We start from the raw sequence: 24,372 nt of genomic DNA, 5'->3' as shown, positions 1-24,372 counted from the left end.
GGGAGCAACAACAGAACTTTCTGCACCGAGACTGTTATCAGGAGTGATTTGTGCTGTTGCAACGGTGAAGCAGGTCAAGCTGAATACGGTTGCAAGGGGTAAGGTGAGAAGAAAGAGTGGGTGACGCACTTGTTCCATACTTAAAAAGTACTGTTATAAAGAATCGTCGTCAAATTACGGTTATTGAGTACTCATACCAGGTTTTGAGACAAAAGGGCTTGTTTGTAACTTTTTTTTGACAATAGGCGCAGATATGCTCCAAAAAGCAGCAAGTTACCGTTTAAAGGCAAGCGCAAAGGTAATCGTACCCCATTGACAATATTGCATCCTACCCCATTACCTATCACCCCAAAAGTGGGGGGTTTGAATTGATTTAACTACGCACTATTTTCTTTTCCCCTATTGACAATATTGCACTCTACTCCGCCCCAAAGTGGGGTCTTTAAAACTCTCTTAGAGTGCGGAAACGAGACATTTTAGCCCTCCATATTCCCCTGATCCAATGACTACAACTTTATTGATGAAGGTTTTCGGATAGGTTTTTAGCATTTTGTTTTAAAGTTCCGGTTCCCTATCCCGTTTGTCGTGTTCTGGTGCGCGAGGTGGTTTGGGGGTGGTATCTCGCGTTTGCTGTTTTGGCTGTTCCTTGGGGGGATGCCAGTCGGTAGCCAGTCCCAGTTTATCGAGGCGGGTTTCTTTAGCGAGATGGGGGTTTGTTTTGGCATGTTCCTGTCGCCATGCCTGCACTTTCGTCTCAACCTCCTGCATTTTTGGGGATTCAAGCATAGGACGAATCGCGGCATTGATGTACTTACCCCGGTTGGCGTGAGATTCAATGGCGGCGGTGATGGCTGATTCCCTAGCAATCGTCATGCGGATTTCCTGGGGCGTGAACCCGGCTGCCTTCAGTCGCATGGTGATGTTGACATCTGTTCCAGGGGTTAAGGTTTTCTCCTTACCCAAACTATGGTACTTGCGTCCTAGTTCGCGCAGATATTCCAGTTTGCATAAGTCGAGCCGCTTCCACTTGCTATAATCCTGCTTGGAATTGTGATGATGGTGCAAAGCCTTGAGCGCACGGTCTAATTGTTGCTGAGATAATTTTGATTGCAGCGCCATCTGTTGGAGTCGGGCAGCGTCAGCGGCAGTCAATTTTCCGACGGCGGCTGGTGTTGGTTGTTGCTTATTTTCATTGGTGGCAGTACGCTGGGGAACAGCTTTGATTTTCTGCCTCTGTTCTGCCGGATAGGTATATTCTTTCGGGATGGTGCGATTTTTTTTAATTTGTTCAACGGCGAATCTTGTCGTCTGCTGAAGATAGGTATTGAGTTCCTGCTGCTTCCGGGCAATTAGGTTGTGACTGCCGTGGCGAAGGGCGTAGCGGATAGCATCAAAACAGTGGTTACGTTGGGCAAGACGGAAGCAGATCAACCGATCTAAATCATCCTGGTGTTCTGCGCCATAGCGTTCGTATTCTACCTTATAAATGCGCCGGAAATCGCGGAGGGCATTGGCTCTTTCCTTGGCACTGGAGTTGCGCTCGATGTTGTCATCGTTGGCGTGATGGATTGGGGGCGGGGATTGTTCTGATTTCTCCTTGTGTTGCGGCTTCAGCTTTTCTGCCTGCTGGTGTGAATCTTTGATACCCTTTTGTATTTTGGCTTCGCGTTCCTGATTTTGTTTTTGCAGTTCTTTTTGGAGTTCGCGTTCAGCAAGGTAATTAAAAATAATTATCCACCCATCTTCGTTTTTGGGTGTAATTTTGGTAAAATCAAAATTCTTCCAGTCAATATTATCGTTGACAGGCGGTTCGCCCAACATAGCATCCTGTATTTTACTCCACTCCTCTCGCGTTCGGAATTTGCCATCATTCTGCCATTTCATAATTTCGATGAGCTTGCGCTGGTCTTCATCAGTAAATTCCCGCGCCTGGTGCTGCTCCCCTTTCTGCTCCTGGCTTTTTTGAATAGCTGAGGTAGTTTTATTCTCTCTTTTTTGCCGTTTTGATTGATTTTCTGCTATGGCTTGCAGCACTTCCTTACTCTCAAATACTTTCTTGAGGGTTACGCCCACGTAATAGGGGACATTGCTTTTCCGGTCGGCGAGGTTAGGGCTACCGTGGGTGAGCGCGTGAGCGAGGGCATCGGGATTCCAATTTCTTTTCGCCATGCGGCAGAGGACACCGTAATCAACGTTGCTGTAATCAAGCTTGCCGCCTTTTTTGATTTGCTCGTGGTAAAATCCGGTAAACATTTCCAGTGCTTTCGCCTTTTCCCTATCAGTGGCAGGACGCTGGCTAATGTGGGGAACCGGGAGGTTGGCGCGGTCGATTTTCTCCTGTTCCAGGATAGTGCGGGATTCAGAAATAAGGTGTTCGGCGTTGGGGGCGATCGCGCCACTGGAATCTTTATAAAAAAGACGAGCGAAGGGATATTTTCCGCTGTACACGTCCCGGTGTTCTTCCTTGCGATTGGAGAATCCTGCCAATCGTCCATAGTGTTGAAAACCTGCACTGCCTTTATCACCACCCCATTGTTTCGCCAGCAGTTTAGAAATGGTTCTGGCTTCATCGCGCTCTAATAATCCGTGGGACACTCTTACCCAGGCTTGCAGATTTTTCGGGGATGTTTCAACGACAGCAGCGGGGGAGAGTCCTGCTGCTTTCATTTCTTCTACGGTTACGCCATCGATATCATCGAGGAGAATGAGTCCTTGTTGCTTGCCGTCCAACTCTTTCAATCGAATATAAATATCCTTGCCTTGTTGGTTTTGCAGTTTGAGCCAGTTGACAATTTTGGCTTTTTGAGTATCGGGGTCGTATTGGAGAATTTCATCTTTTGACCAGGTGCGGTTGCGCATTTTGTCTTCAGCGCGGTCAAATATACCAATCTCAAATTCTGTACCACCCATTAAATCAAGCTGGCGTTTGACGATTTGATAAGTTGGATCACGGGGTTCTTTACCTTTCACCTTGGTTTGTTCTGGGGTTGGATCAGTTTGTTGAGCAGGAGATTTTTGCTGTGGTTGTGGCGAGTTATCGTTTCTGGCTAAAAGCGGGTCAAAGGTGGTTTGTTTCTGCTGGCGTTCCTGGAGATAGTTGTTATGTTCCTGGTTTCGCCATGCCTGCTTGAGGCGAATTTCCTGAATCTCTTCAATCCGCTCCTGCTTTTTCAGCTTCTCCCATTCTGCATTGATTTCTGCTTGGGAAAGGACTGGTTCAATATTTTGTAACTGGGCGACAGCGATAGCCGTTTCCTGGTGTTGTTTTTTGGGTTCCTGGTTTTTACGCTGGCGCTTTTTGCGTTGCTTGGGTTGCGAGTCAAAGCCACGCTCTTTTTTCCATGCTTCCTGTTCTTGTTTGCGGAATTCTTTTACGGTTTTAACCAATGCTATCTCTTGTTCCAGTTTCGCCTGGAGCCAGGTAAGATAATCTTTGTCGCGTGAGTGTTCATCTTTGGCTTGCTCTTTAGCGATTTCTTCTTTGCGGTATTTGACCAGGAGATTCAGTTTTTTGAATTCATCATTGAGTTTGCAGATTTCCGGTAAGGGATTTTCGTCAGGATTCTGCTCATGGTTTTTGCGCATTTCTGCGATTTTCAGCGGTTCGTTGATGGGGATTTGGTCGGTGATACCCCGTGCCTCTAAACTTTTGACGGTTATCCGCAGATCCAAACCAGCTTGTTCCAGTCCTCGGTTACAATGGTGTGCCCAAGCTTCGCGCCAGTGGACAAACAATTCTTTCTCATCCAGTTCGCGGATTTTATTGCCAAAGACTTTATTGTCTTTTGGCTCATGTCCCAGATTTTTTAAAATTTTATGGGTTTGGTAGAGCTTGCGTTCTTCGTTACTGATGATTTTCCGTTGGGCTTTAGTCAGGTTGGTTTTATCGGCTGTCTTGGTGATTTCTTCAATCTGCCGTGTGGAAATTAAAATATGCACATGAGGGTTATGTGCGGACTCTCCCGTGAAGTTGTGATAAGCAACATCAGCAATAATGCCCTTACTGGTAAATTCTGCCTGAATGAAATTTCGGGTGGCTTCAATTTTCTGCTCATGGGTTAATTCCTTGGGCAGGCATAATTCAAATTGGCGGGTGAGGCGGGAATCGAATCTTTTCTCTGTTTCTTCAATAACATTCCAAAGGGTTTCGCGCTTTTTCATCCATTCGGCTGCGTGTGCTGGGGCGATAATTTCAGAGAAGTAAACATCATCTCTATTTTTATATTCCCAGGAACGTCCTTGTCGCTCGTCCCATAGCCGATCTTTGGAGCGATAAGCTGCCATTGCGACAACGCTCTTGCCTTTGCCGCTCTTACCATCAGCGCGATTCACGGGCTTGATGTCGGTGTTGATATAGCGCACACCCACGATGGTCACTCTGTAAACGAACGTGCCGCGCCACCGTGCTTGCTGCGGGGGGTTCAGTCCAGATGGGGGGCAGCCGCCCCCCAAGTTCTGGCACGCCTATGCAATCGGTCGGGCTTTGCACGAATTTTTTTGTTTAAATGTGATTTTATCACAAATTTAAATAAAAAAATAGATTGCGTAGGCGTGCCTTTCGGATTTCGGGCTATCGCCCTGACCTCAAGGGGGGCTGGTTCCGCTGCGCTACACCAGCTAATGATGGGAAGATGTTCGCCTCGCTGCGCTCGACTGGGTGAAGGTTCTTCACTCCCTCCCCCCTCTCTTCACCCGTGAAAAGGGGTGAAGTGTTGATTTTTCTAGTGAAGGATAGGTGAAGAATCTAGCATTTATGGGGACGCTATGATAAACGCCTTCCATGCACTATACCCTAAGTCAGGCGGCTAAAGCTACAGGCAAGGATAAAACATCTATCCGATGGGCGGTTAAAAATGGCAGAATTGCTGGTGTTTTGCAGGATGAAGCCGGTAGCTATAAGATTCCTGTTGATAGTCTCTTTAAAGTATATCCGCCAGTTGAATCGGTCGATATTTCTTCACCCATTCTTCACCCCCTCCCCGTTCCTTCACTGGTGAAGACTTCACCCCCAGATAAAGAATCTAAGGATACCCCAGAAACCACAACGGACAAGAAAGCATCTAAGCCTTCCCAAAAAACAGAGGATTTTAGGAAAGAAAATGAATCTGGGACACCTGAAAAAAATTCTCCATCTGACAAAGTTGAAAATTATCTTCTGCGGGTTAGTGAACTAGAAATTAAGCTGTCATTTGCTTTACAACGTATCAATGATTTAGAGAAGGACAAAACGACTTGGCAGGAATTATGGAGAGATGAGCGAGAACTATGGCGTACTGAAGTTAATGCATGGCAAAAACAAGCAAATGCCTTAACTGCTACTATAGCGATGCTGGAAGAGAAACATCAGCAACGATTTATCACCAGACGTAGAGGAATTTTTAAACGCTGGTTTGGGGAAGAAGAATTGAAAGAGAAGGGGAATTAGGAAGACACAAAGATTATGGTGTACACTATAACTTGCTTTTTTCGCAAATTTATATAAAGTGATAGTATCATTAATTTAATTTTGTGCAAGCCATGAGTGCGCCGCCTTGGTCTTCGCTGGATGACTTGCCTCCCTCGCTACAGTTATGGGGCAGTTATGAAAAGGCGTTTGAGTATTTTAATTGGCATCTGTTCAAAGGCGAGTTGCCTGCTTGTATCTTGATGATGAATGCGAAAGGTAAAAGTCTGGGGTGTTTTCATCCCAAAAGCTGGGATAAGAACGGGCAGGCAGGCTTGCATGAAATCAGTCTGAATCCAGTGTTGTTGAAACGGGATGATGATTTGATGCTGCAAATTTTTGTCCGGCAGTTGGTGCATTTGAAACAGCACCTTAAAGGGACGCTTCCTCCCAACCTGGGGTATTGCAACAAGGATTTTACCTTGCTGATGAAAGAAATTGGCTTACCATGTGAACAGGAGTTCGGGCAGAATGTGCGGCACAAAGTAGAAGAAAATGGGCTTTATGCTAAGGTACGTCCCCAGGCAATCCAAGAGTTTTTCCCGCTGCGAAATTCCTACCAGGTTTTAGAGAAGCGAAAGACGCGGTTTAAGTTTACTTGCCCTGTGTGTGGTATGTCGGTTATGGGTGCGGGGAATCCTCAACTTATCTGCCGGACAACAGAAAAATGTGATGTTCTCTTAGAGAAGGAACCAGAACCGGGGGAGATTCAGTCAGAACAGCCAGAAAGCAAACCGGATGAGCAAGGCTAAGGACAAGCTGGCGTATGCCGTACCCACGGCGAAATACGCAGATAGCGAGGCGTGGCGTTTTATCAATCGTATCAGAAAGAACCCCTTCTCAGCAGATCAGGAACTGGCGGGAATCATTTCGCTGTTGCGGGAGAAAAACCCGTTTATCTTTGAAGAGATAATTTTAAATTGTTGTAAATCTTATAAATATTTTGTGATTCCGAAAAAAGGATTCACCAAGGATAATGGGATTGATGGGGGCTTTGCTTTTCACGGGCGGTTTTATGTGGTGCAATGTAAACTGTACAAGGCAGAAGCTAATCCCGACCATATCCGCTATTTTGAAAAAGCTATTGGCTGGCATCAGGCAGCGCGTGGTTTCTTTTTTCATACGGGCAAGACAACAGACGAATTTAGAAAAGCGGTGCAGGAGGCGAAATACGTTCAAGTGGTTTCCGGGCGTGTCCTGATTGATTTTTTAATGGGGCGAAAACCGCTTTACTTGATAGGGTATCATCAGAAGCAGACACTAGAATTGGCTGCTCCGGTGGTGGAACAGCCTTAAACTTTGGTTTCTACTTTATAGCTTTTATGACCATCCTCTTTTTGCAATTCCTGTTAGCTTCATAACGTTTCCCACAAATTGTTTACTCATGGTGTTTACTTTTTGCTTTTTGATGCGTGAGGGTAAGGGGCTGCGGTTGTGGCGATTGCAGCCCCGTTGAAGTTAAAGTTTGTAGCGCAGGAAAAGGGCTGCTTTGTAAAAGCAGAGTGCATTTTCTAACAGTGGTTCAAGGTCAAGAATTGCCCCTATGGCAGTGTCAATACTTTCGCGGATCGTCAGGTCTTTATTTGCCAAGTGTCCTATTGCCTCGTCTGTTGCTTCAACGATTTTAAACAGGATGCTGTCTAAGGCGATAATATTTGTTATGATAGCAGTTTCGTTATCAGCTAATTTCATAAAATGACTTTCGTTTAGAATTTCAAATTTTATTTATTGGCAGTCAAACCAGCGCATGGCAGTTTGCAGCAGGTGGTTATAGTCGCCTGCGGTTGCCTCCTGGCGGAAAGCGTCTATTTCCTCCTGGGATAAACCCGCTTTTCTGGCTGCTCGTTGGCAAAGCCCCAGAATTACAAAAGCGTTGCTGTCGTTACCTGTCAGTTGTACGGCAATATGAGGGTATTTAGGTTCCATGATTTTTTCTTTCTTTACAGGGTGGGGGTTAAACGGTTTTGGGCGATGGTGAAATAATTGGTGTCTTTCTCAATGGCGATAAAACCACGTCCGTTCTGTTTGGCGGCAATCGCTGTAGAGGCGGAACCGGCGAACGGGTCTAAAACGGTATCTCCTGGCTTGCTGTAGGCTTTGATGAGTTCGCTTAATATTCCAGTTGGTTTCTGGGTGGGATGCAACTTGTTGCCTGTGTACTTCCATCCCAAAACATCGCGGGGAATATAAGCGGGCTTTTCTGGGTTTCCCTTTGCCAACAGATAGGCGCTTTCATGGTGCGCTTGGGTAAAGGATTTACTGGAAGCATAGTTTTTACTAAAAACGAAATGTCCTATAGGTCGAAAGCCAACACGCCGCCACACTTCCATAAAAGAATCCACTTTATGCCAACCGTAAAAAGAAACGCAAAAGCTGTCATTTTTCAGGACGCGGTACATTTCTTGAAAAGCTGGGGCAAGCCAGCGGTCGTTATTATCGTTTAAAATCGTGCGCCCATCTCTGCTTTGATACCCCACTAGGTAAGGTGGATCAGTCAAAATAAAATCAACGCTGATGGCAGGAAGGGTTTTCATCACTTCCACACAATCACCGTGGATAAGGTCGCTTTTTAGCGTGGGCTTTTTTACGGGAACAGGACTTTCGAGGCGTTCAGCAAGTCGGCGTTGATTGGCATCGAGTTGATCTATCCTGGCGATGAGGTTTTTTAGCAGTTCGCTAGGTACGGTAATTTCGGTTTCTGTAGGTGCAAGCATGGTTGTTATCCGATTCTGGGTAATTTTGGGGTTAAGATACTGTTGGCACTTGTTCTTTTTCTGCGGTCTGAAAGCCTCGGTAGCCATACTTCTGGGCTAATTCTCCCAACGTGCCTTTAGATTTTCTTGCTTTTTTCCAGCCAAGGGGTTTGTAGTACCAAAGTTTCCGCTCACTGTGCCAATGCAAGCCTGCTTCTTTGAGGGCTTCCCTATTCGGTTTCGTGTCACCGCCAACCCAAATCCAATAGCCAATCAAGGCAATATTGAGGGAGCGGAGTTTGAGAAGTTCCAAAAGTTTATCCATCAACTCGTTTTCTATATCGGCTCGGTAACGATAGGTTTTTTCTTCGCCTTCGCTGGTATGGCTGGTTTTTCCATCGCAGGCTTTTAAAGCCTCGTGATACTGACGATTAATTTCTTTCATTACATCTTCACTGCCGCCCCGGTCTGGATGGTGTTGCATCGCTAAAGAGCGGTATAAAGATTTGATGTCTTCAACAGTTTTTGACTGGCTAAAATAATTGATGCTCATGGGTAAAATCTTTCGCTGAAATTTACAGGAGGGTGATTTTTCTGGCGGCTGCCAGGACGAACAGCCAAAGCAAGCTGAACAAAATACCGATAAAGAAACTTTCCTTGTCCTTGGCGATTGCGCTGATGGTTAAATCTGCAATCAAGAGCATGGTTAAAATGAGTTTGTGCATGGGGTTTATTCCTTTCTGATTTTTCTCTGCTGGGCGCAGCCCATGCTTTTGTGCTTGCCGGAAGCGGGTAAGGGGGAATGCAAGGCTTTTGGGTGGGGGAGGCTCCGCCTGCACAAGCGCAGCGCGGAAGGTGGAGTACCCGCACAAAACCCGCAGGGCTTGGGCTTGCATTTCACCGCGCTTCTGGCAGCAAATAAATCTCTTGCGCGTCAGCGCTCCGTATTCTCTATCGTGGGGATGTCTGGTTTTGCGCTATATGCAGAGCATCAAGCGTATGCGCAAAGCGCACGCTGCGCGAACGACGCTCGCGCGAACGCCGAAGTCCAGAGGCTTATCGCTTGTCTTGCGATTATTAGGCATAAAAGTAGCGAAGCTGACACCAGCCGCCACGCGACGGCTGTAATGTTTACCCCAACTAGGTTTCAGTAAAATTTTTTCACTTTATGCAGCGTCTAGTTCCAACCGCTCGTCCATGTTCAAGTGAAAAGTTCCGTAGGAAAGTGGAGATTGGCGATCGCACAACCATTTGGTATTGAGCCGAGATATGACCAAAAAACTGCATTCCGGTTCTGAAAACTCTAATCCTGTAAGGGATTGAAAAATTGCTACATGAAAGTCAAAAAGTCGTTATTTACAACGCGCTCCTTTACGCCTTTCCAAGTCCAGAGTACAGTTTTTTGGTCATATTTCGGTACGATGCCAATAGGAGATAACACTTTTCTATCAACCCAGAAAACCCATAATGCAATCACGCATATCAGAAAATGGATTAACGATATTTCCCATAAGAGTTACTTGAATATTTCGATCTGCGTACATTCCTGAATAGAAAGAGACCCCAGGATCGCCACCAAACATATGATAAGACAACGCTTCTCCCTGCTGCGCCACCCATAAGCCATATCCATAGTAAATACTGGCTCCATTTCTACTTTGCTCACCCGTCGATATGTGCGGAGTTAGCATTTGCTTGAGTACCGTTTTAGATACAAGTTGATGGGTCATCAACGCCTGCCAAAATTTTTCCATATCTCCAACCGTTGTGAAAGCTCCACCATCTGAGCCACCAATAACAGGCAGAGCATAGAAATTAGTTCGCCATTCCCGATCGGATTTTGGGATGTAACCATAGGCGGTGCATGGCGGCAGACAATCCATTGCAAAAAAACCGCTATCTGTCATATTGCAGACTGCAAATATATTGGCTTCGACATATTCCTGGAAACTCAGTTTGCTAACCTGCTCAACAATTAACCCTAGTAGGATGTACCCCGCGTTGTTGTAAACGAATTTTTCCCCTGGAGCAAATTTCATCGCCTGATCTTGAAACATTGGCAAAAAGTCTTCCAACGTGCGAACGCCATACATCGGTCGCGTCTTCCATAAATCTTCATAATCATTCCTCACTGTTTCATCAAAGTAGTCTGGAATACCTGATCTGTGAGTAAGCAAATGATGAACTGAAATTGCTGGGTCGAAAGTAGGAAAGGGAATATTCAAACAATCTTTGAGGAGAGTATCAAACGTGAGTAAGTTTTTCTCAACCAGTTGACATATTGCTGCACTGGTGAATGTTTTGGTGCCAGAGGCTGTGGCAAACCGAGTATTAAGAGTATTGGGTATCGCTTCAGAGCGATTTGCGAGACCGTAACTTTTGGCAAAAATAATTTTGCCTTGCTCTTTGACCCAAATTACACCAGAGAACGGGGATCTTTCATTTTGTTTTGCAATTGTGCGCTCAAGTTCTGCGATGTGAACTGCCATAAAGACGAACCTACTCGCTGGATTTTTCTCTACTGATTAAAGTTAATACTACAAGATGGTGTAGATATAGCGAAGAACAGAAAACCTGGTTAAGCCGTTTTACATGAATATTACAGAAGCTTTCAGACGCTGAAACCTTTGATTTTTCGTTAAGAGATTACTTGGCAATTTGGCTCGTGAGCTACTACAACTCTCAAAAAAAATCTTATGTTGTCTACAATTGGTTAGGTGCTGCACCGATCCAATTGATTCTGACTCCTGAGTTCTGTCTTCTGACTCCTTCTTTAATTTAGATAAAGATTTTGCTTTTTGATTTTTCAGATTTCAGCTAGAAAGTCCATTTTTCATCTCTGTATATTTCTGGTGCCATGCCTCATCGGTTGGGGCTGGCAGAAAACCCATTCTGTAAAATATCTGTAGCTGAAAATCTCGCGCTCCCCGGCACAGGTGGTTTTCTGGTTTTCCTGACTGACGGGGATGATGGCATAATTGAGAGGCTTCAGTTAAAACGGTCTGCTGAATTCTGGTAACTACCTCTGGAGCAGGATGCCTGCCGCTTTCGTTTGTTCTAAATGGACAAGTCGCACATTTAGCTTTCATCACCGGATAGTCAGCCACATTTATAAGTTTTTTGGACAAGCGCTTTTTCTCTCCAGGCTCCCAGTACAATTAAACCTAAAATGAGAACTATCCTTCATTATGGCAAGCATTAATTATTCTGCCAAAGCGCTGACGGTTGATGATATTGAAAAAGCTATTAAGGAACTGCAAGACCTCAAGAAATCAAAGGAACGTGAAGCGAGGGAAGCGCAGGAAAAATTACCCTCAGATGCGCGGCGGAAGGTGTTAATTGGTGTTGCCGTGCTGGAAGCACAGAAACGAGGATTTATCACGGAGGATTTTCTTCAGGAGGTGCTGGATAAATTCCTCACTAAAAATAAGGATCGAGCGGTATTTGATTTGGCTTCCCGTGAGACGGAGGGGGATAAGCAGCAGCGGGGTAGACCCAAGAAAGAGAAAACGGCTGACACGCAAGCATCACAGTCGTCAGTTGTAGAACCTACTCCAGAACATTCTCCTGAACCTATTCCGGTTGTGACCGAAACAGAGGACAAGGAGGTTGCAACCGTGGCAGCAACTACAGACAATAAACCAGCAGCCAAACGTGTTGCGACTGCGCAGAGAAAAACAAGCAAGTCATCGAAAAAGCAGGATGAATGGGATTTAAAGTGACATAAAAATATGGAATTTCTTGACGCGCTTAAGCAAAAAACGTATTGATTTGACTCTTTTAATGCGAGAGTCAAATATGTCAGAAGAACCAGAACAGCAAGAGCAATCAGTTAAAAAAACAGCAAAAGCGACGAAACCAGTAAAAAAGAATTTCACCCAAATTTCTGCGATTCAGCGATATAGTAAGGGGCTGACCATTTACACGGCAAGTGTCCCCTTTCCCTTCGCGGCACAGGCATTTAACTTTGATGGCACAGACAAGTCACCGGAGGAACGAGCACAGCGCAGTCTTGACCCGCGCCATGCGAAAAAAATCCGCCAGTACCTGGAGAATAATGAAGAAAGTTATTACCTGCCGCCGCTGATTGTGTCGGTCAATGGTGATGCGGAATTTACCCCATCCCGCAAAGATGGCGATATGGGGACACTGACAATCGGGATGAATGCGCTTTATAGAATTCTCGACGGACAGCACCGTACCGCTGCTATTCGGGGATTATTGGACAAGAACGCGACCAAGGAGCGTTTTAAAGAGGAGCATATCTCGGTAGATTTTTTAATTGACATTGAGCTTGACCAGGCGAAAACCTATTTCAGGCTGTTGAACGCCACAGGAAAAACCGTATCGAAAAATCTGACAGCGCTTTATGCTGATGATGTAGAAAGCCGAGGGATTCATGATATTCTTGTGTATGTGCCGTTGTTCAGTGATTTGGTAGAGAAAGAAAAAACCAACCTGAACCCAAAAAATGAAAAGCTGTTCGTATATAAATGGCTGTTTGAAGCGACTAAACGGATGAAACCCCGTATCAATTCAGAATTCGATAAAATTTACTGCGAGTCATTCTGGAGGGGATTATCGGATATTATTCCGCAATGGAAAGCAGCTTTTGAAGGTACACTGACTGCGCAACAAATCCGAGAGGAGTATATTTCCACGGCAGGAATTTTTATTGAGGCGCTGGGGGAAGTGGGAGCCATTTTGGTTGCGTCTTGCCAGGATAATCCAGAGAAAGTGGTAAAGTATCTTTCTCATTTGAAAAATGTGGACTGGTCAAAGAACAATGCTGCTTGGCATAATCAGGTGGTTGATAGCAATGGAAAACTGCTGTCCCGTTCTGGAAGCCGGAAATTTTTGACAGAGTTTATGTTGGACAAAATGAACCTGGCGCACAAGCTTTTGGCGGCGTAAGGTTGAATGAAAGGGGTGTGGGGGGTAGGGATAACTTGAGAAAACTTATGGGAGACTCAAAAATTCAATCTTACCGATAGCTTTGATTCGTGCGCTTGAAAGTAAATAGAGATTGAGCCGAGATAGGTGTTGAAAAGTGCCACTTCACTGGAAACGCCTATTCTATATAGGTTTCTAGCATATTACATCTCGCAGTTCTAATGTCTGCTAATTACCATTAGCGGATATAAATTGACCGAAAACTGGGGTTTTATGTCTGCTAATACCGCTCAAAACCCCTAAAAATGATGTCTGCTAATGTAAGTGGTACTATTTTTCACACATCTCGGCACAATCCCACCTACATTCGGGTTTCCCCGCCAACCTAACTAATTGTTAAACTTTATCACAACAGTTTTGGCGGCTGTGTGTTGAAAATGGTAGATGCTCACTTCACGCTTGCCTCAAATTGTTCAACCTTATTATTTCTCTACAATTAACTTATGTAATAGGTGTGATAGCACTATTTCGAGGCACTGAAAGGGGAGAGAAATCGTTTCAATACTTTCGACATAGCCCAGGTGGGTATCCGAGGGCTTTGTCTAAGCAATTGAGAACGTTCATCCATAAGCTTTTCCCGGTGGCTAATAAAAGCTTCTGGCTTAATGAGGTTTGCTCTCCCCTGTTTGACAAGAAGGTAAGTTTTGGTCGCCCATGCGTCTAATACGTTTGCAGCCTCAAAGTGCAGTTTCTCCTTTTCAGCTGGATTCAAGAAAGACATGGCTCCGGTAATCGCGGAAACCACAAAGGCAGTAATTCCAGCAATAGTAGAATGTTTTGCAAAAGCTGACACACCAGCAATACTGGACAATACTGAGGCAGGCAACCCAAAAAGCATATGAACATTTCCGTACATATTAGCTGCGTTGCGGTGACAACTGGACATTTCCAAAGCTTGATCCGCGTACCACTCTGCATCTCGTACAACGTCCGATAAAAATTCAGCGTAATTAGGAGTGCTACTTCCATCTGACATAGCTATACCTCATCCCTGTGCTCTATATTAGATGTTGAGCCATAGAATCGGAAAATTTTCAACAAATCCGTGAATTGTATAGGAATTTTTCACTTAGGGACTTGGTTAGGTCGAGAAATAATACTTGCTAAAAGACCTGTAAAAATAGTTGAATTAGCAATACCTTTGCCAAAATAAGAGCATGAAGGGATTGTGCCGAGATGTGTGAAAAATAGTACCACTTACATTAGCAGACATCATTTTTAGGGGTTTTGAGCGGTATTAGCAGACATAAAACCCCAGTTTTCGGTCAATTTATATCCGCTAATGGTAATTAGCAGACATTAGAACTGCGAGATGTAATATGCTAGAAACCTATATAGAATAGGCGTTTCCAGCGAAGTGGCACTTTTCAACACCTATCTCGGCTCAATCCCAAATAAATCCCTACACCCCGCAACCCATACCCTGTTTCTGGTCAGTGTATCCATAAAAAATATTTAACTTGTAATTTTTTCTATTTTTAATAAAATTATCCAACAAGCAACTATTTTTATGTTGGGTAGGACTTTACGTCTGCTCTCGTCCAAGCTTTTGTCGAACACTTTCAGCAGGGTGGTCAATTTTCCACGATTACTGAGGCTCGGACGTTTGCGGTTCCCTATGTAGGGCAGTCAGTATCCCCTGGTTCTGCGTTGACAAAGCAGGTAGATGAAGCGGTAGAAGCGGCGCTGGTGCGGGTTGCCCAGAATGTGGTGACAGGAGCAGCGACACCCCAGGAGGCGTATCGCCAGCTTGTCGAACTGCACGATCGCCAACCAGCCCTCAACGTTCGTTCTAGCACCAGTGTAGCTCAGCAAGCCTACAGTACCCCGTTGCCGATTGCTTACCTGGCTTCAGTTCTCGCTGGAGTAAACTCGGATACTACGGTATATGAACCTAGTGCGGGGCATGGCGCGTTATTACTGGGAAGCAGCCCGGACAAGGTGACGGTCAACGAGTTAAATCCGACACGGGCAGCAGACTTACGGTCACAGGGGTATACGGTAACAGAAACGGATGCTAGCCGTCTTACCCTGGAGAAGCTGCACGATGTTGTGATCATGAATCCCCCGTTTGGCACGGTGGAAGAAGAAGCATCAAAAAGACCAAAGCAGTTTCGGTTTGGCAAGTTCCAAACCACTCAGATTGACCATGCCATTGCCCTGCAAGGGTTAGAGGCGATGAAACCAGACGGACAAGCAGTGCTGATTCTGGGCGGCAAGCTGGGGATTGATGAGGATATTCGCAGCAATCGCTATAACAGTCGGGAAAGCCGAGGATTTTACTACACACTATATCAACAATTTAATGTCACTGACCATTTTTCGATTCTGGGAAACCTCTATCGCAAGCAGGGGGCAGGCTTTCCCATTGATGTGATTGTCATCAATGGCAGAGGAAAATCTGAGCGTTCTTTGCCTGCGGCAGATGTCCCGCGCTTGTACAAAACTTTTGATGAACTGGGAGAACTTCTCGATGACGTACTTTCCCAATCCGAACGTCTGGGCACCGCCGGAGAACGAACGGATTTTCACGGTACTCGTGCCAGCGAACGAAACCCAGTTGAGCCAGAACCGCTATCTGCAACTGCTGTGCCGTCGTCTGGAGTGGCTGATGGCGATGTGGCAGGAGGAAGCGGAAGCGTCGTCGGTGGCGGAGACACACCAGATGCTGCTAATCATGACTCGTCCCTTCTCAATCTACCAAAGCAGACCGATGTTGCCGAAAATACCCCACACGCCCAAGGGGATAGAGGAATGGCAGACGGCGTGGGCGCAGTTTCTGGTGTTCGAGAGCGACATTATCGCCATGCGGCTGCAATTTCTGCCGATCTCGTTTCCGGTGCAAGTGGAGATGGACAGCGAACGGATAGAACGGCTGCTGTGGAAGTTCAACACCCCGGACGTACAGCCGAATCTGGAAGAATGGCTGGCGGAGACAATCAATCCCCTGCTGCGCTAGAACAGCCGAAACAACTTCCGTATCACCCTAAAAGCGAGGCACAAGCAATCGGCACACTGGTTCCTGCAAACATGCAGACGGGTGTATCGCAAGCCCTGCTGAAGCTTGAGCGTCGGGTTGGAGAGTTGGATACCTATGTCGCAGATAAGCTTGCCTATGGGACAACTGAGGAATTGCACCAACATTTTAGCGCGGAACAGGTGGATGCGATTGCCTTGGCGGTATCAAATTTAGAAAAGGGTAGTGGTTTTATCCTTGGGGATCAGACAGGAATCGGGAAAGGGCGGGTGGTAACGGCAATGATTCGCTATGCTACAGTTACGGGACGGACACCGATTTTCGTTACCAAAGACACACCCTTGTATGCTGACATGATTCGTGATTTGCAAGATATTGGGATGCCAAGGTTCAACCCACTCGTCACGAATCCCGATTTGACACTGCCGTTGCCAGACGGACGAACATTGACAACCAGTCCGAAGCAGCATCCCCAGGTACTCAAAAATATACAGTCGGAAGGACACTTGGGCAGGTACAATGCTATTTTTACGACTTATTCGCAATTGCAAACGGTCAGAGGACAGGAACCCTATCGTCGGGAGTTCCTCCGCCAGTTTGCGCCTAACAGCCTGGTGATTCTGGACGAAAGTCATGAGGCGGGGGGTTCCAGCAGCCAGAACGGGAAACAGGCTGGTGCTTCCAATCGGGCAGATTTTGTCCGGGAACTGGTGTGGCAATCGCAAGGGGTGGTGTATTCGAGTGCCACCTATGCCAAGAACCCGCAGGTGATGGATTTGTATGCCCTTACTGATATGCGGCTTGCCCTCAGTAACATGGCGAACCTGACGGAACTGGTAGCGTCGGGCGGTGTGCCGTTGCAGCAGACTTTGGCTTCGATGCTAACCGAATCAGGGCAATACATTCGTCGGGAACGCTCGTTTCAAGGGGTACGGTTTGACCCAGTTGTTGCCCCTGTCAACCGTGATATTGCGGAAAATATCTCACTGATTATGGCAGAGATTATGGAGTTTGACCGCCTCAAACAGGAGGTTGTCACGGGGATGGATAAACAATTGAAATCCGAGGCAAAACGGGCTTTTGGGGATAATTCTACGGGTGGAGCCGGGGCAACCAGTACCAATTTTACCAGTCTAATGCACAACATTGTTGACCAAATGTTGTTTGCTCTCAAAGCTGAAGAAACAGTGCAGCAATCCTTAACTCTGCTGCGCCAGCCGGAACCGGAGAAGCCCGTGTTGGCACTGTCGAGCACAATGGGCAGCATGATTGCCCGACAAGCCGAGATGCAGGGGTTACGCCCAGGCGATGCTCTGGATGCTAATTTTGGTACGATATTGCATCGGTATCTGGAGCGCAGCCGGGATGTTATGCTAGGGAATCCGTATGGCGAGAAGTCCCGCCATCGGCTGACTGATGAGGAATTGGGCGTGGCAGCCACAGTTAAGTATCATGCGATTCAGGATTTGATTAACGAGACGGATTTCAACCAAATTCCCGTTAGTCCGATTGACTACATCACGTTTCGTCTGAATCAGGAAGGATATCGGGTGGGGGAAGTCACGGGGAGGGAGCATATTGCGGTTTATCAGACGGATGGCACAACGGTTTATCAGCGGCGTGGCAACGCAGAACGCAGCAAGTCAGCGGCAGTGCAGACAGTCAAAGCTTTTAATGACGGGCAAACTGATATTATTATTCTAAATAAGAGCGGATCTACGGGAATTTCCCTTCATGCCTCAGAGCGGTTTGCTGATCAGCGGCGGCGGCATATGATTATCGCCCAACCCGAAGCGGATATTAATTCGTTCATGCAGATGCTGGGGCGTGTTCACCGCACAGGGCAGGTGGTGCCACCTAATTTTACGCTGCTGATGGCAGACATCCCGGCGGAAAAGCGTCCGGGGGCGGTGCTTGCTAAAAAGATGGCTTCGTTAAACGCCAATACTACCGCTGCCCGTTCTGGGGCGTTCTCGTTGGAGAATGTGCCGGATTTTCTGAATGAGTACGGGGATGAGGTGATTAATGAATTGATGAAAACCTATCCTGATATTCATGAAAGACTCGATAACCCGTTGGAGAGTGCGAGTAACACTTTATATAGCGGTACTTCTTCTACGGGTGATGCCATTCGCAAGGTGACAGGTAGAATTCCCTTGCTGCCGATTGCTGAACAGGAAGCTTTTTATGATTTGATTGAGCAGAAATACAAGGAGTTCGTGGCGACTAAGGAGGCAATGGGTGAGTCGATTTTGGAAGCCAGTACCTTGAACCTCGATGCCAAAACCTTGGCGCGGATGGAAGTTTTACCAGCAGATGCCAACAGCACTTCGCCATTTACAGGGGCGGTGTATGCGGAAATCGTTGATGTGAAAACGCCGCGCAAGCCTTATACCAGCCAGCAAGTGATAGAAAAGCTTCATGCATCGTTGGGTTTGCTAGTGCCAGAGGGGGTGACGGTGACGGAGACTACCCAGGAGGGGATTCTGCAAGTCGCTGGTGAGAAAGCCAAGGCGGACGAAGAAATCTTCCAAGTCGCTGGTGAGAAAGCCAAGGCGGACAGTGAGGAACTTGAGGAGCAGGCAATCCGGTATAAATATCAAGTTTCGGCGGACAGAGCTTCCACGGTTGACAGCCAGCTTTATCAAGTCACGTCCATGATACAGGCGTTTCCTGTAGGACAGCCAGTGTGTTTAACGACTCAGAAAAATGATGTGTTCTACGGGGTAGTGGCGGGGGTCAACCATACAGGCATCGCTGCCAATCCTGCCGCACCGTCTTCCTGGGAGATGCAGTTGTTGGTGGCAGACTCCATGCAGGAACTATCTCTGCCGCTGTCTCAAGTTAACACAGGGAAAGAGAATGCCGTTAGCGTAGAGGTGACGGATAAAACCCCAGAAGGTACAGCAGTTTACGATTTATTCGATTATTACCAAACCCGAACACGGGAAAAACGCCAGATTTTTACTGGGAACCTGCTGCGAGCGTGGGAGAAGTTTCCGGGGAAGATTGTCAATTTCACGGATGCACATGGTAACATTCGCCAGGGCTTACTGACTTCACGGGGGTTTGATGCGGAAGCTGCCTTGGAGCAAATGGGGGTGACGATGCCCACTATTGAGGATGCCAAACGCTTTTTGACTGACTACAATGGGCAACTCAAAACCGTAGACAAGCAACTGACTATCAAGCCAGGGCGGGATGGAACGTTTCTGCTGCAAACGCCAAGAGCAAAAGATGCTGGTGGAAAGTATTATCTGGATGAGGAATTGCTGGAAACTGCGGGGGCGGAGTTCTTCTCGGTAGGCGAGCGCATGGAGTGCCTGGTGGATGAGGAGGCGCTGGAAGCGGTGCTGGCGCTCTTGATGCGGGAACGGGATTATGCGCTGGCTGCCTATGAGCAGCGGGATGCAGCACGGGCGATGCTGGGGATAGAATTGGGGGCGTTTACTGAAGTGGTAGAAACACCTGTAACTGTCGAGGAAACTGCCTCACCAGTCCTTGAACTCAATATTGAGGAAGTTGTCAACACTGATTCGGTGAATATGCCGTCAGGAATCGCCTCTCCTGTGGCACAACGGGGTGCGCCAGAAAAGAATATCGCCAAACTGTTGGAACGCGGGGGCTTATCTTCTGTGGTAATGGAGGGAGAGGATTATCATCGCCGCATCGAGAATGAGCCGTATATCCCTCTGGTGATTGAGCGGCATGACAATCGGCTATACTTGACGCATTATCTGACCGAGAACGGTGATACCTTTATTGATAGCGAGATGGTTTTCACCATCGATAGGGACGGGGGCTTAACCCTGGCAGAGACAGCCGTTACCTCGTTGGGACGAGAATGGCGAGGATGCGATCGCTCTTATGCCACCATGTTTTCAAGAAACCTCCTACATCAAGGGTTTGAATCAGCGATGCGGGAGCAGTTATCGGTACAAACCAAGGAAGAAGAGGAGTTTGCGTCAATAGATGATGGGGAACAATCCCCCGCAAATCCTACGCCTGCCGAAACATTCAGCCCAGCGTCGCCACCAGAAGCGATTCCTGAAAAACACCTGTCAGAAGCTACAGAGGCGAATGCTGAAGTGTCTGACGCAATCAGTATAAAAACGTGGTTTCAAGCAGTCCGTGACCTGGGGTTGGAAGTAGACCGCAGACTTCACATTCAAATTTTGCAAAAAACCCAAGAGCAGAACATATCATCTTCTCTCCAAAAGATAATAGAAGGCGATTTGAAGAAATATCGCCCGTACCAGGAAAGAGGACAGGTATTATTGGAGACGGTACAGTTATTACTGGCAACAGAAGGGCAATTGGACATTTGGGGCGGGGTCAATCTGAAGCATGGGCGCTATGAATGCACTCAGCAAGGGGACAAGCTGACGGTGCAAGTGAAGACAGGTAATAAAGCAGAGACGATATTACAAGCCAATGGCGATATCCTTGAACAGACAACAGTGCGGGAGAAAGATGTAGAGCATTTTCTCAAGTTGGCTGAGAATTCTGGCTTGAGATTTATGCAAGATATTTCGACTTTTAACCAGCGATAAAGGGTTTTAATGCAGCGTGTTCTGCCCAAAGCGTGTTACCAATTCCTCACGTGAAGAGGTGAGCAGAAGGCTAGCAACTTCATCATCCGGCATTTGTGTTAGTGGCTCAATAATCGATGAAAGCTCTTTGTCAAGAACACCAAATCGACTCTTGAGCAGGCTTTGAATTAAATTTTTTGCTTTTTCGTGTTGTCCTTCTCTTAGTCCTTCTTCTCTTCCAATGCGCTCGATGCTGCTAATGTATGGCATTTGGTTTTCCTCCTCGAATTGTCTGATTGTGTCCCGAAAAATAATCTCCAGCGGTTCTGGCAACCGCATCATTATGTCTAGTACCAGAAATATCTCTACGATATCTTGTCTGGTGTAACCGCGCTTGTAAAGTCCTTTAATCAGACGCAGTTTCCATTGGAATCGTTCTCTTGCTGCTTGGGTTGTTTCCTGGGTTTTTCGATGCGCCATCACCACCACGGCGAACGGGTTATCGCTTGACTCCAGCATTTCCCAAGAATAGTCTAACAGCTTTATAATAGGAAACCGCAGCCGCATCTCGCAGCCCCAACGCCCGTAGCCGTATTCCTGTGGTCGCCAGTTCGGTTGCTCGTCCCCTAAAATTGCCAAACTCACCACTTCTCGGTCATAGCGATCATAAATTCGATAGTTGTAAATGAACATGCGCTTGGCAAACCCGCTGTCCATCTGGCTTTGTAATTCTATATGCAAGAGGAGCCATGCCTCTTCTCCTCCGTTAAGCCACACTTTGAGCAGCTTATCGACAAAGCGCGTTCCGACTTCAGCATCCCGAACAATCTGCTGAAACTCTTTGTCAAGAAAGGCATATCCCCGATCCCAGGCAATGCAGGAGTGGGCTTCGGGGAAGAAAAAGGCGACGAATGCCTCAAAATACTGCTCAATAGCGGCTTTCCACGATTCGTCGTAGTTTGCAGGAACATTGGTTTCTGGTTCCGTCATGCCGTTACTATCAATACGCTCCTAAATGTTATTAGTAGACCATCACCACTAAAAACCGGATACAGCGTTATCCCGAAAGCCCTTTTTAGCAAAGGTTATACCAAAAAGAATCTTCAGGTTTTTAAAATTTATGGTTTACTAGGACGTTTTACCACAAGACTTCGCCATGCTCAACAAATCCACGCAATCTTTGCGTAAAGAAAACTTGGTTTCTTGAGTGTGATTGCTGTTGAACTTTTACAGTTGACTTATCTACACCGCACCCAGCCCACAGCCTCTGCTATTGAAATTCTTAATCCCCTTTAGATGAAGGTTTTAAAAGCGAAATCTCCCAAACTACCTCTAGTGTTAACAGTTAATTGGGCTGTGTAAGCGATCGCTCGTTTAAGTGGTTACTTGGAGCATCGACGTCATAGTGCCATTGGTATCCAGGTACTGTGGCGTGGTTGGTCAAAATTGTATGACCTTTGTGAGGGTTGGCAGCTTGCTAAACAGACTTAACCGGAAAAGTCAGCTGTACGACAGGACAAAAACCGGAAAGCTTTGTAAAATGAATCACAGTACGTCCAAAATCAGGCTGATACGCCGTAATGCTACCTATCTGATTTAGAGTGATCAACTGAGTAGTGCATCGCCAGACACAGCTCCAAGTCCTGGAACAAAATGCTACACATTCGGCTCCTACCACTTAAATCAAAACCAAGCTGCCGCAGGAGAATGAAATGGAACCAGAAGTGTTTTTGGAGCAGAGCGACGTTGTACCGTTAACCAAGGCACTCAAGCAAGTGCTGATGCAAATCGATACTGCCAGCGCTCGCCGAACTCTTCTAGAGATTGCTGGGATTGACTCGGCTTTCATGGGTACTTTGAGACCAGAATCAGAACCTAACCTTTTTGCTCCTAAATTAGTTGTAGAGTTTAGAAAATACCGTATTTCCACTAGGCGGCTAAACTATCACCCAATGGTCAGCCTCCTAGGCTACCTTTGCGATTTTGCTGAAGATTATAGCCTGCCTGACCAAGATGTTGCACTGTTTAGCCGCTTCCTTGAGCAGGGTCAGGAGAACTTTAAAGCTTTAAAGGTTCGCAATGCTGTTGGTAGAATCGAGTCACCCAAAGGCACTGGAATAGGCACAGCAGTGCTAGTAGGGAAAAATTTGTTGCTGACTTGCAACCACGTCTTCAGTAAAACTCAAGTTCAGCAAGCTTGGGTGCGCTTTGGGTACAAAACTGGGAGCTATGGTCTAGAGGATGTATTTGAACTCGATCTGGAATTCGTCAGTCATCACAACCGCCCCGACTACGCCTTAGTTCGGATTCAAGGGGAACCCCAACAACCAATTATCCCTCTAAGCAACGATTTATTAGATGCAGGTCAAGAGATTCGCCTTATTCATCACCCATTGGGAAAACCAGTGGTCATTTCAGGTATAGGACAGATGGTGCAGGTGGGAGAGGATTACATTGACCACAATATCAGTGCAGATGAAGGTTCTTCTGGAGCGCCTATTTTTAACCGCCACTGGCAATTAGTTGCAATTCACCAAGGTCATCCAGGTATTGGTCGTTCTGTTATAACAGGAACATTAGGAGGCGTTCCTATTCGTATTATTTGGAATCAAATAATACCCCACTTGCCTGGAACTGAACAAGGAGCAAACAAGTGAAACTTTGGCAGACCATAGCAGACAACTTTAGCAGTGAGGCAAAGAAATACAAAACCCCCTTCCTGCCAGAGTATCGAGTGGATGTATCATATGATGCTAACCCCATTAAAGCAGGGGAGGCTTACTGTCGCATCTGGCTTGTGGAAATGCGTTTGGCTCAGGGTGTGGAGTGGTTTAAGCAACGATATCCAGTGGTTCACGCATCTGCCCGGTTCAATCATGGCAGCCAGGTCGTGACTATTCCTTATCTTGCTGCACCTGGTAACCTGAAGGACTTGGGAACTGACAACTTAGATAAAGTTATCCAATACAACTATCCGTTAACACCACTGTTCCCGTTTAACCAGGGATTGGTGGAGTTGCAGGCTGGCTTGTTCAGCATGGCAGCTAGTGACTCCATCGATAAATTTACTAAAACAATGGGACGCTTTTCGCAGTTATTGCCAGTCCCAGAACTCTCCTCTGTCATCAAATTAGCAGAACCAGTATATCGAGGCATTGAGGATTTACTGGATATTGGAGAGCGTCGGTTAGACTTGGGCTACCAGCAGACCTTTTCTGATGCTAGTGGCGGGGGGAGTAATATCCTGCAAGCGGGCTACTTTGCAGTCATTTTGGCAGAAGAACACCAGTTCAATGACGATACTCTGTGTATTGTAAATGACAGCCTGCAAGTTAGCTCCCCTGGAACCACGAAAATGTTTGTGCGCGATCGCAAACCTTTAGAAGGCTACAGCTATATGTTATTCCGGCTGGAAAAGCGTACCGCTCAAGATTGGGAGTCATTGACCAGTCTTAAAGAACTGGTTGACCAAGCTCAAAACGCTATCTATGCAAATAAATATGAGGCGGTCAAAACATTCCTATTGCCTGCAATTAAAATGGCGATTTACCGCAGCCCAGATGTGGTAAAATCTGACCGCAAGTCAATGGTGCTGAAAATTGAAGATTTCTTTCAGGAGTTGGGATTACAAGCAACAAGCGTGCAGAAGCGCTCCCTCTACTCGATTATGCAAAGACCTTTGCCCCTAGTAGATGCCCAAAAAGAGGCAGAGTTGGCGGCATTAGAAAAGCTACTTGAACAGTAGGGCATACCAATTGAGGAATCCTAAGGACT

18 protein-coding genes and 1 pseudogene are annotated in these 24,372 nt (G+C 46.5%); 9 read left to right on the top strand and 10 right to left on the bottom strand.

Translation table 11 applies throughout. The annotated features are described in order from the left end of the window. Positions 1–555 precede the first annotated feature (555 nt). On the bottom strand, positions 556–4,368 hold the full coding sequence (locus AC5JM2_RS05545) for a MobA/MobL family protein (RefSeq protein WP_495833910.1): 3,813 nt from the start codon (positions 4,366–4,368) through the stop codon (positions 556–558). 412 nt (positions 4,369–4,780) lie between these two features. Here AC5JM2_RS05545 and AC5JM2_RS05540 point away from each other — a divergent pair, with 412 nt between their 5' ends. From AC5JM2_RS05540 to AC5JM2_RS05530, 3 genes are all read left to right on the top strand, one after another. Beyond that, positions 4,781–5,425, top strand: a complete 645-nt coding sequence (locus tag AC5JM2_RS05540) for a hypothetical protein (RefSeq protein WP_495833909.1) — start codon at positions 4,781–4,783, stop codon at positions 5,423–5,425. A gap of 92 nt (positions 5,426–5,517) precedes the next feature. Beyond that, positions 5,518–6,195 carry a hypothetical protein gene (locus AC5JM2_RS05535; protein WP_495833908.1) on the top strand — a complete coding sequence of 226 codons (678 nt, stop codon included), beginning with the start codon at positions 5,518–5,520 and terminating at the stop codon, positions 6,193–6,195. Then, positions 6,182–6,739: a restriction endonuclease gene (locus AC5JM2_RS05530; RefSeq protein ID WP_495833907.1), complete on the top strand. Its 558-nt coding sequence runs from the start codon at positions 6,182–6,184 to the stop codon at positions 6,737–6,739. The genes AC5JM2_RS05535 and AC5JM2_RS05530 overlap by 14 nt, the downstream gene beginning before the upstream one ends. A 162-nt stretch (positions 6,740–6,901) precedes the next feature. Here the strand turns inward: AC5JM2_RS05530 and AC5JM2_RS05525 are convergent, their stop codons facing one another. The 7 genes from AC5JM2_RS05525 to AC5JM2_RS05495 form a co-directional block, all read right to left on the bottom strand. Then, entirely contained in the window at positions 6,902–7,135 is a 234-nt protein-coding gene (locus AC5JM2_RS05525) for a hypothetical protein (protein ID WP_495833906.1), read from the bottom strand. 33 nt (positions 7,136–7,168) lie between these two features. After that, positions 7,169–7,369 carry a hypothetical protein gene (locus AC5JM2_RS05520; RefSeq protein WP_495833905.1) on the bottom strand — a complete coding sequence of 67 codons (201 nt, stop codon included), beginning with the start codon at positions 7,367–7,369 and terminating at the stop codon, positions 7,169–7,171. A 14-nt stretch (positions 7,370–7,383) separates the two neighbouring features. Further along, positions 7,384–8,157, bottom strand: a complete 774-nt coding sequence (locus tag AC5JM2_RS05515) for a DNA methyltransferase (RefSeq protein ID WP_495833904.1) — start codon at positions 8,155–8,157, stop codon at positions 7,384–7,386. A 31-nt stretch (positions 8,158–8,188) separates the two neighbouring features. Beyond that, a complete protein-coding gene (locus AC5JM2_RS05510; RefSeq protein WP_495833903.1) occupies positions 8,189–8,689 on the bottom strand; it encodes a hypothetical protein in 501 nt (166 codons plus the stop codon). Between the two features lie 22 nt (positions 8,690–8,711). Further along, complete coding sequence (locus AC5JM2_RS05505; protein WP_495833902.1) at positions 8,712–9,032, bottom strand: hypothetical protein; 321 nt, start codon at positions 9,030–9,032, stop codon at positions 8,712–8,714. 552 nt (positions 9,033–9,584) lie between these two features. Then, a complete protein-coding gene (locus AC5JM2_RS05500) occupies positions 9,585–10,625 on the bottom strand; it encodes a serine hydrolase domain-containing protein (protein WP_495833901.1) in 1,041 nt (346 codons plus the stop codon). 324 nt (positions 10,626–10,949) lie between these two features. Beyond that, positions 10,950–11,264: a hypothetical protein gene (locus AC5JM2_RS05495; protein ID WP_495833900.1), complete on the bottom strand. Its 315-nt coding sequence runs from the start codon at positions 11,262–11,264 to the stop codon at positions 10,950–10,952. A gap of 60 nt (positions 11,265–11,324) precedes the next feature. Here AC5JM2_RS05495 and AC5JM2_RS05490 point away from each other — a divergent pair, with 60 nt between their 5' ends. Both AC5JM2_RS05490 and AC5JM2_RS05485 read left to right on the top strand, forming a co-directional pair. Further along, positions 11,325–11,858 carry a hypothetical protein gene (locus tag AC5JM2_RS05490; protein WP_495833899.1) on the top strand — a complete coding sequence of 178 codons (534 nt, stop codon included), beginning with the start codon at positions 11,325–11,327 and terminating at the stop codon, positions 11,856–11,858. Between the two features lie 76 nt (positions 11,859–11,934). Continuing rightward, positions 11,935–13,050, top strand: a complete 1,116-nt coding sequence (locus tag AC5JM2_RS05485; RefSeq protein WP_495833898.1) for a DNA sulfur modification protein DndB — start codon at positions 11,935–11,937, stop codon at positions 13,048–13,050. A 502-nt stretch (positions 13,051–13,552) separates the two neighbouring features. Here the strand turns inward: AC5JM2_RS05485 and AC5JM2_RS05480 are convergent. Beyond that, positions 13,553–14,065, bottom strand: a complete 513-nt coding sequence (locus AC5JM2_RS05480; RefSeq protein ID WP_495833897.1) for an SLATT domain-containing protein — start codon at positions 14,063–14,065, stop codon at positions 13,553–13,555. A 674-nt stretch (positions 14,066–14,739) separates the two neighbouring features. Between AC5JM2_RS05480 and AC5JM2_RS05475 the strand changes: the two genes are divergently transcribed. Continuing rightward, on the top strand, positions 14,740–20,619 hold the full coding sequence (locus AC5JM2_RS05475; RefSeq protein ID WP_495833896.1) for a strawberry notch C-terminal domain-containing protein: 5,880 nt from the start codon (positions 14,740–14,742) through the stop codon (positions 20,617–20,619). Positions 20,620–20,625: 6 nt separating this feature from the next. Here AC5JM2_RS05475 and AC5JM2_RS05470 read toward each other — a convergent pair whose 3' ends face one another. Then, positions 20,626–21,588 (bottom strand): RpnC/YadD family protein, encoded by a 963-nt coding sequence (locus tag AC5JM2_RS05470; protein WP_495833895.1) that lies wholly within the window; start codon positions 21,586–21,588, stop codon positions 20,626–20,628. Between the two features lie 204 nt (positions 21,589–21,792). On the opposite strand from AC5JM2_RS05470, the pseudogene AC5JM2_RS05465 reads away from it, so the two are divergent. The 3 genes and pseudogenes from AC5JM2_RS05465 to AC5JM2_RS05455 all read left to right on the top strand — a co-directional run. Further along, positions 21,793–22,089 (top strand): annotated as a pseudogene (locus AC5JM2_RS05465) (hypothetical protein); the annotation flags it as partial. A gap of 221 nt (positions 22,090–22,310) precedes the next feature. Next, positions 22,311–23,255 carry a trypsin-like peptidase domain-containing protein gene (locus AC5JM2_RS05460; protein ID WP_495833894.1) on the top strand — a complete coding sequence of 315 codons (945 nt, stop codon included), beginning with the start codon at positions 22,311–22,313 and terminating at the stop codon, positions 23,253–23,255. After that, entirely contained in the window at positions 23,252–24,343 is a 1,092-nt protein-coding gene (locus tag AC5JM2_RS05455) for a hypothetical protein (protein ID WP_495833893.1), read from the top strand. The genes AC5JM2_RS05460 and AC5JM2_RS05455 overlap by 4 nt, the downstream gene beginning before the upstream one ends. Positions 24,344–24,372: the final 29 nt, after the last annotated feature.

The sequence above is a fragment of the Brasilonema angustatum genome (genome assembly GCF_059505445.1).
This window is presented reverse-complemented; position numbering and strand designations above follow the sequence as displayed.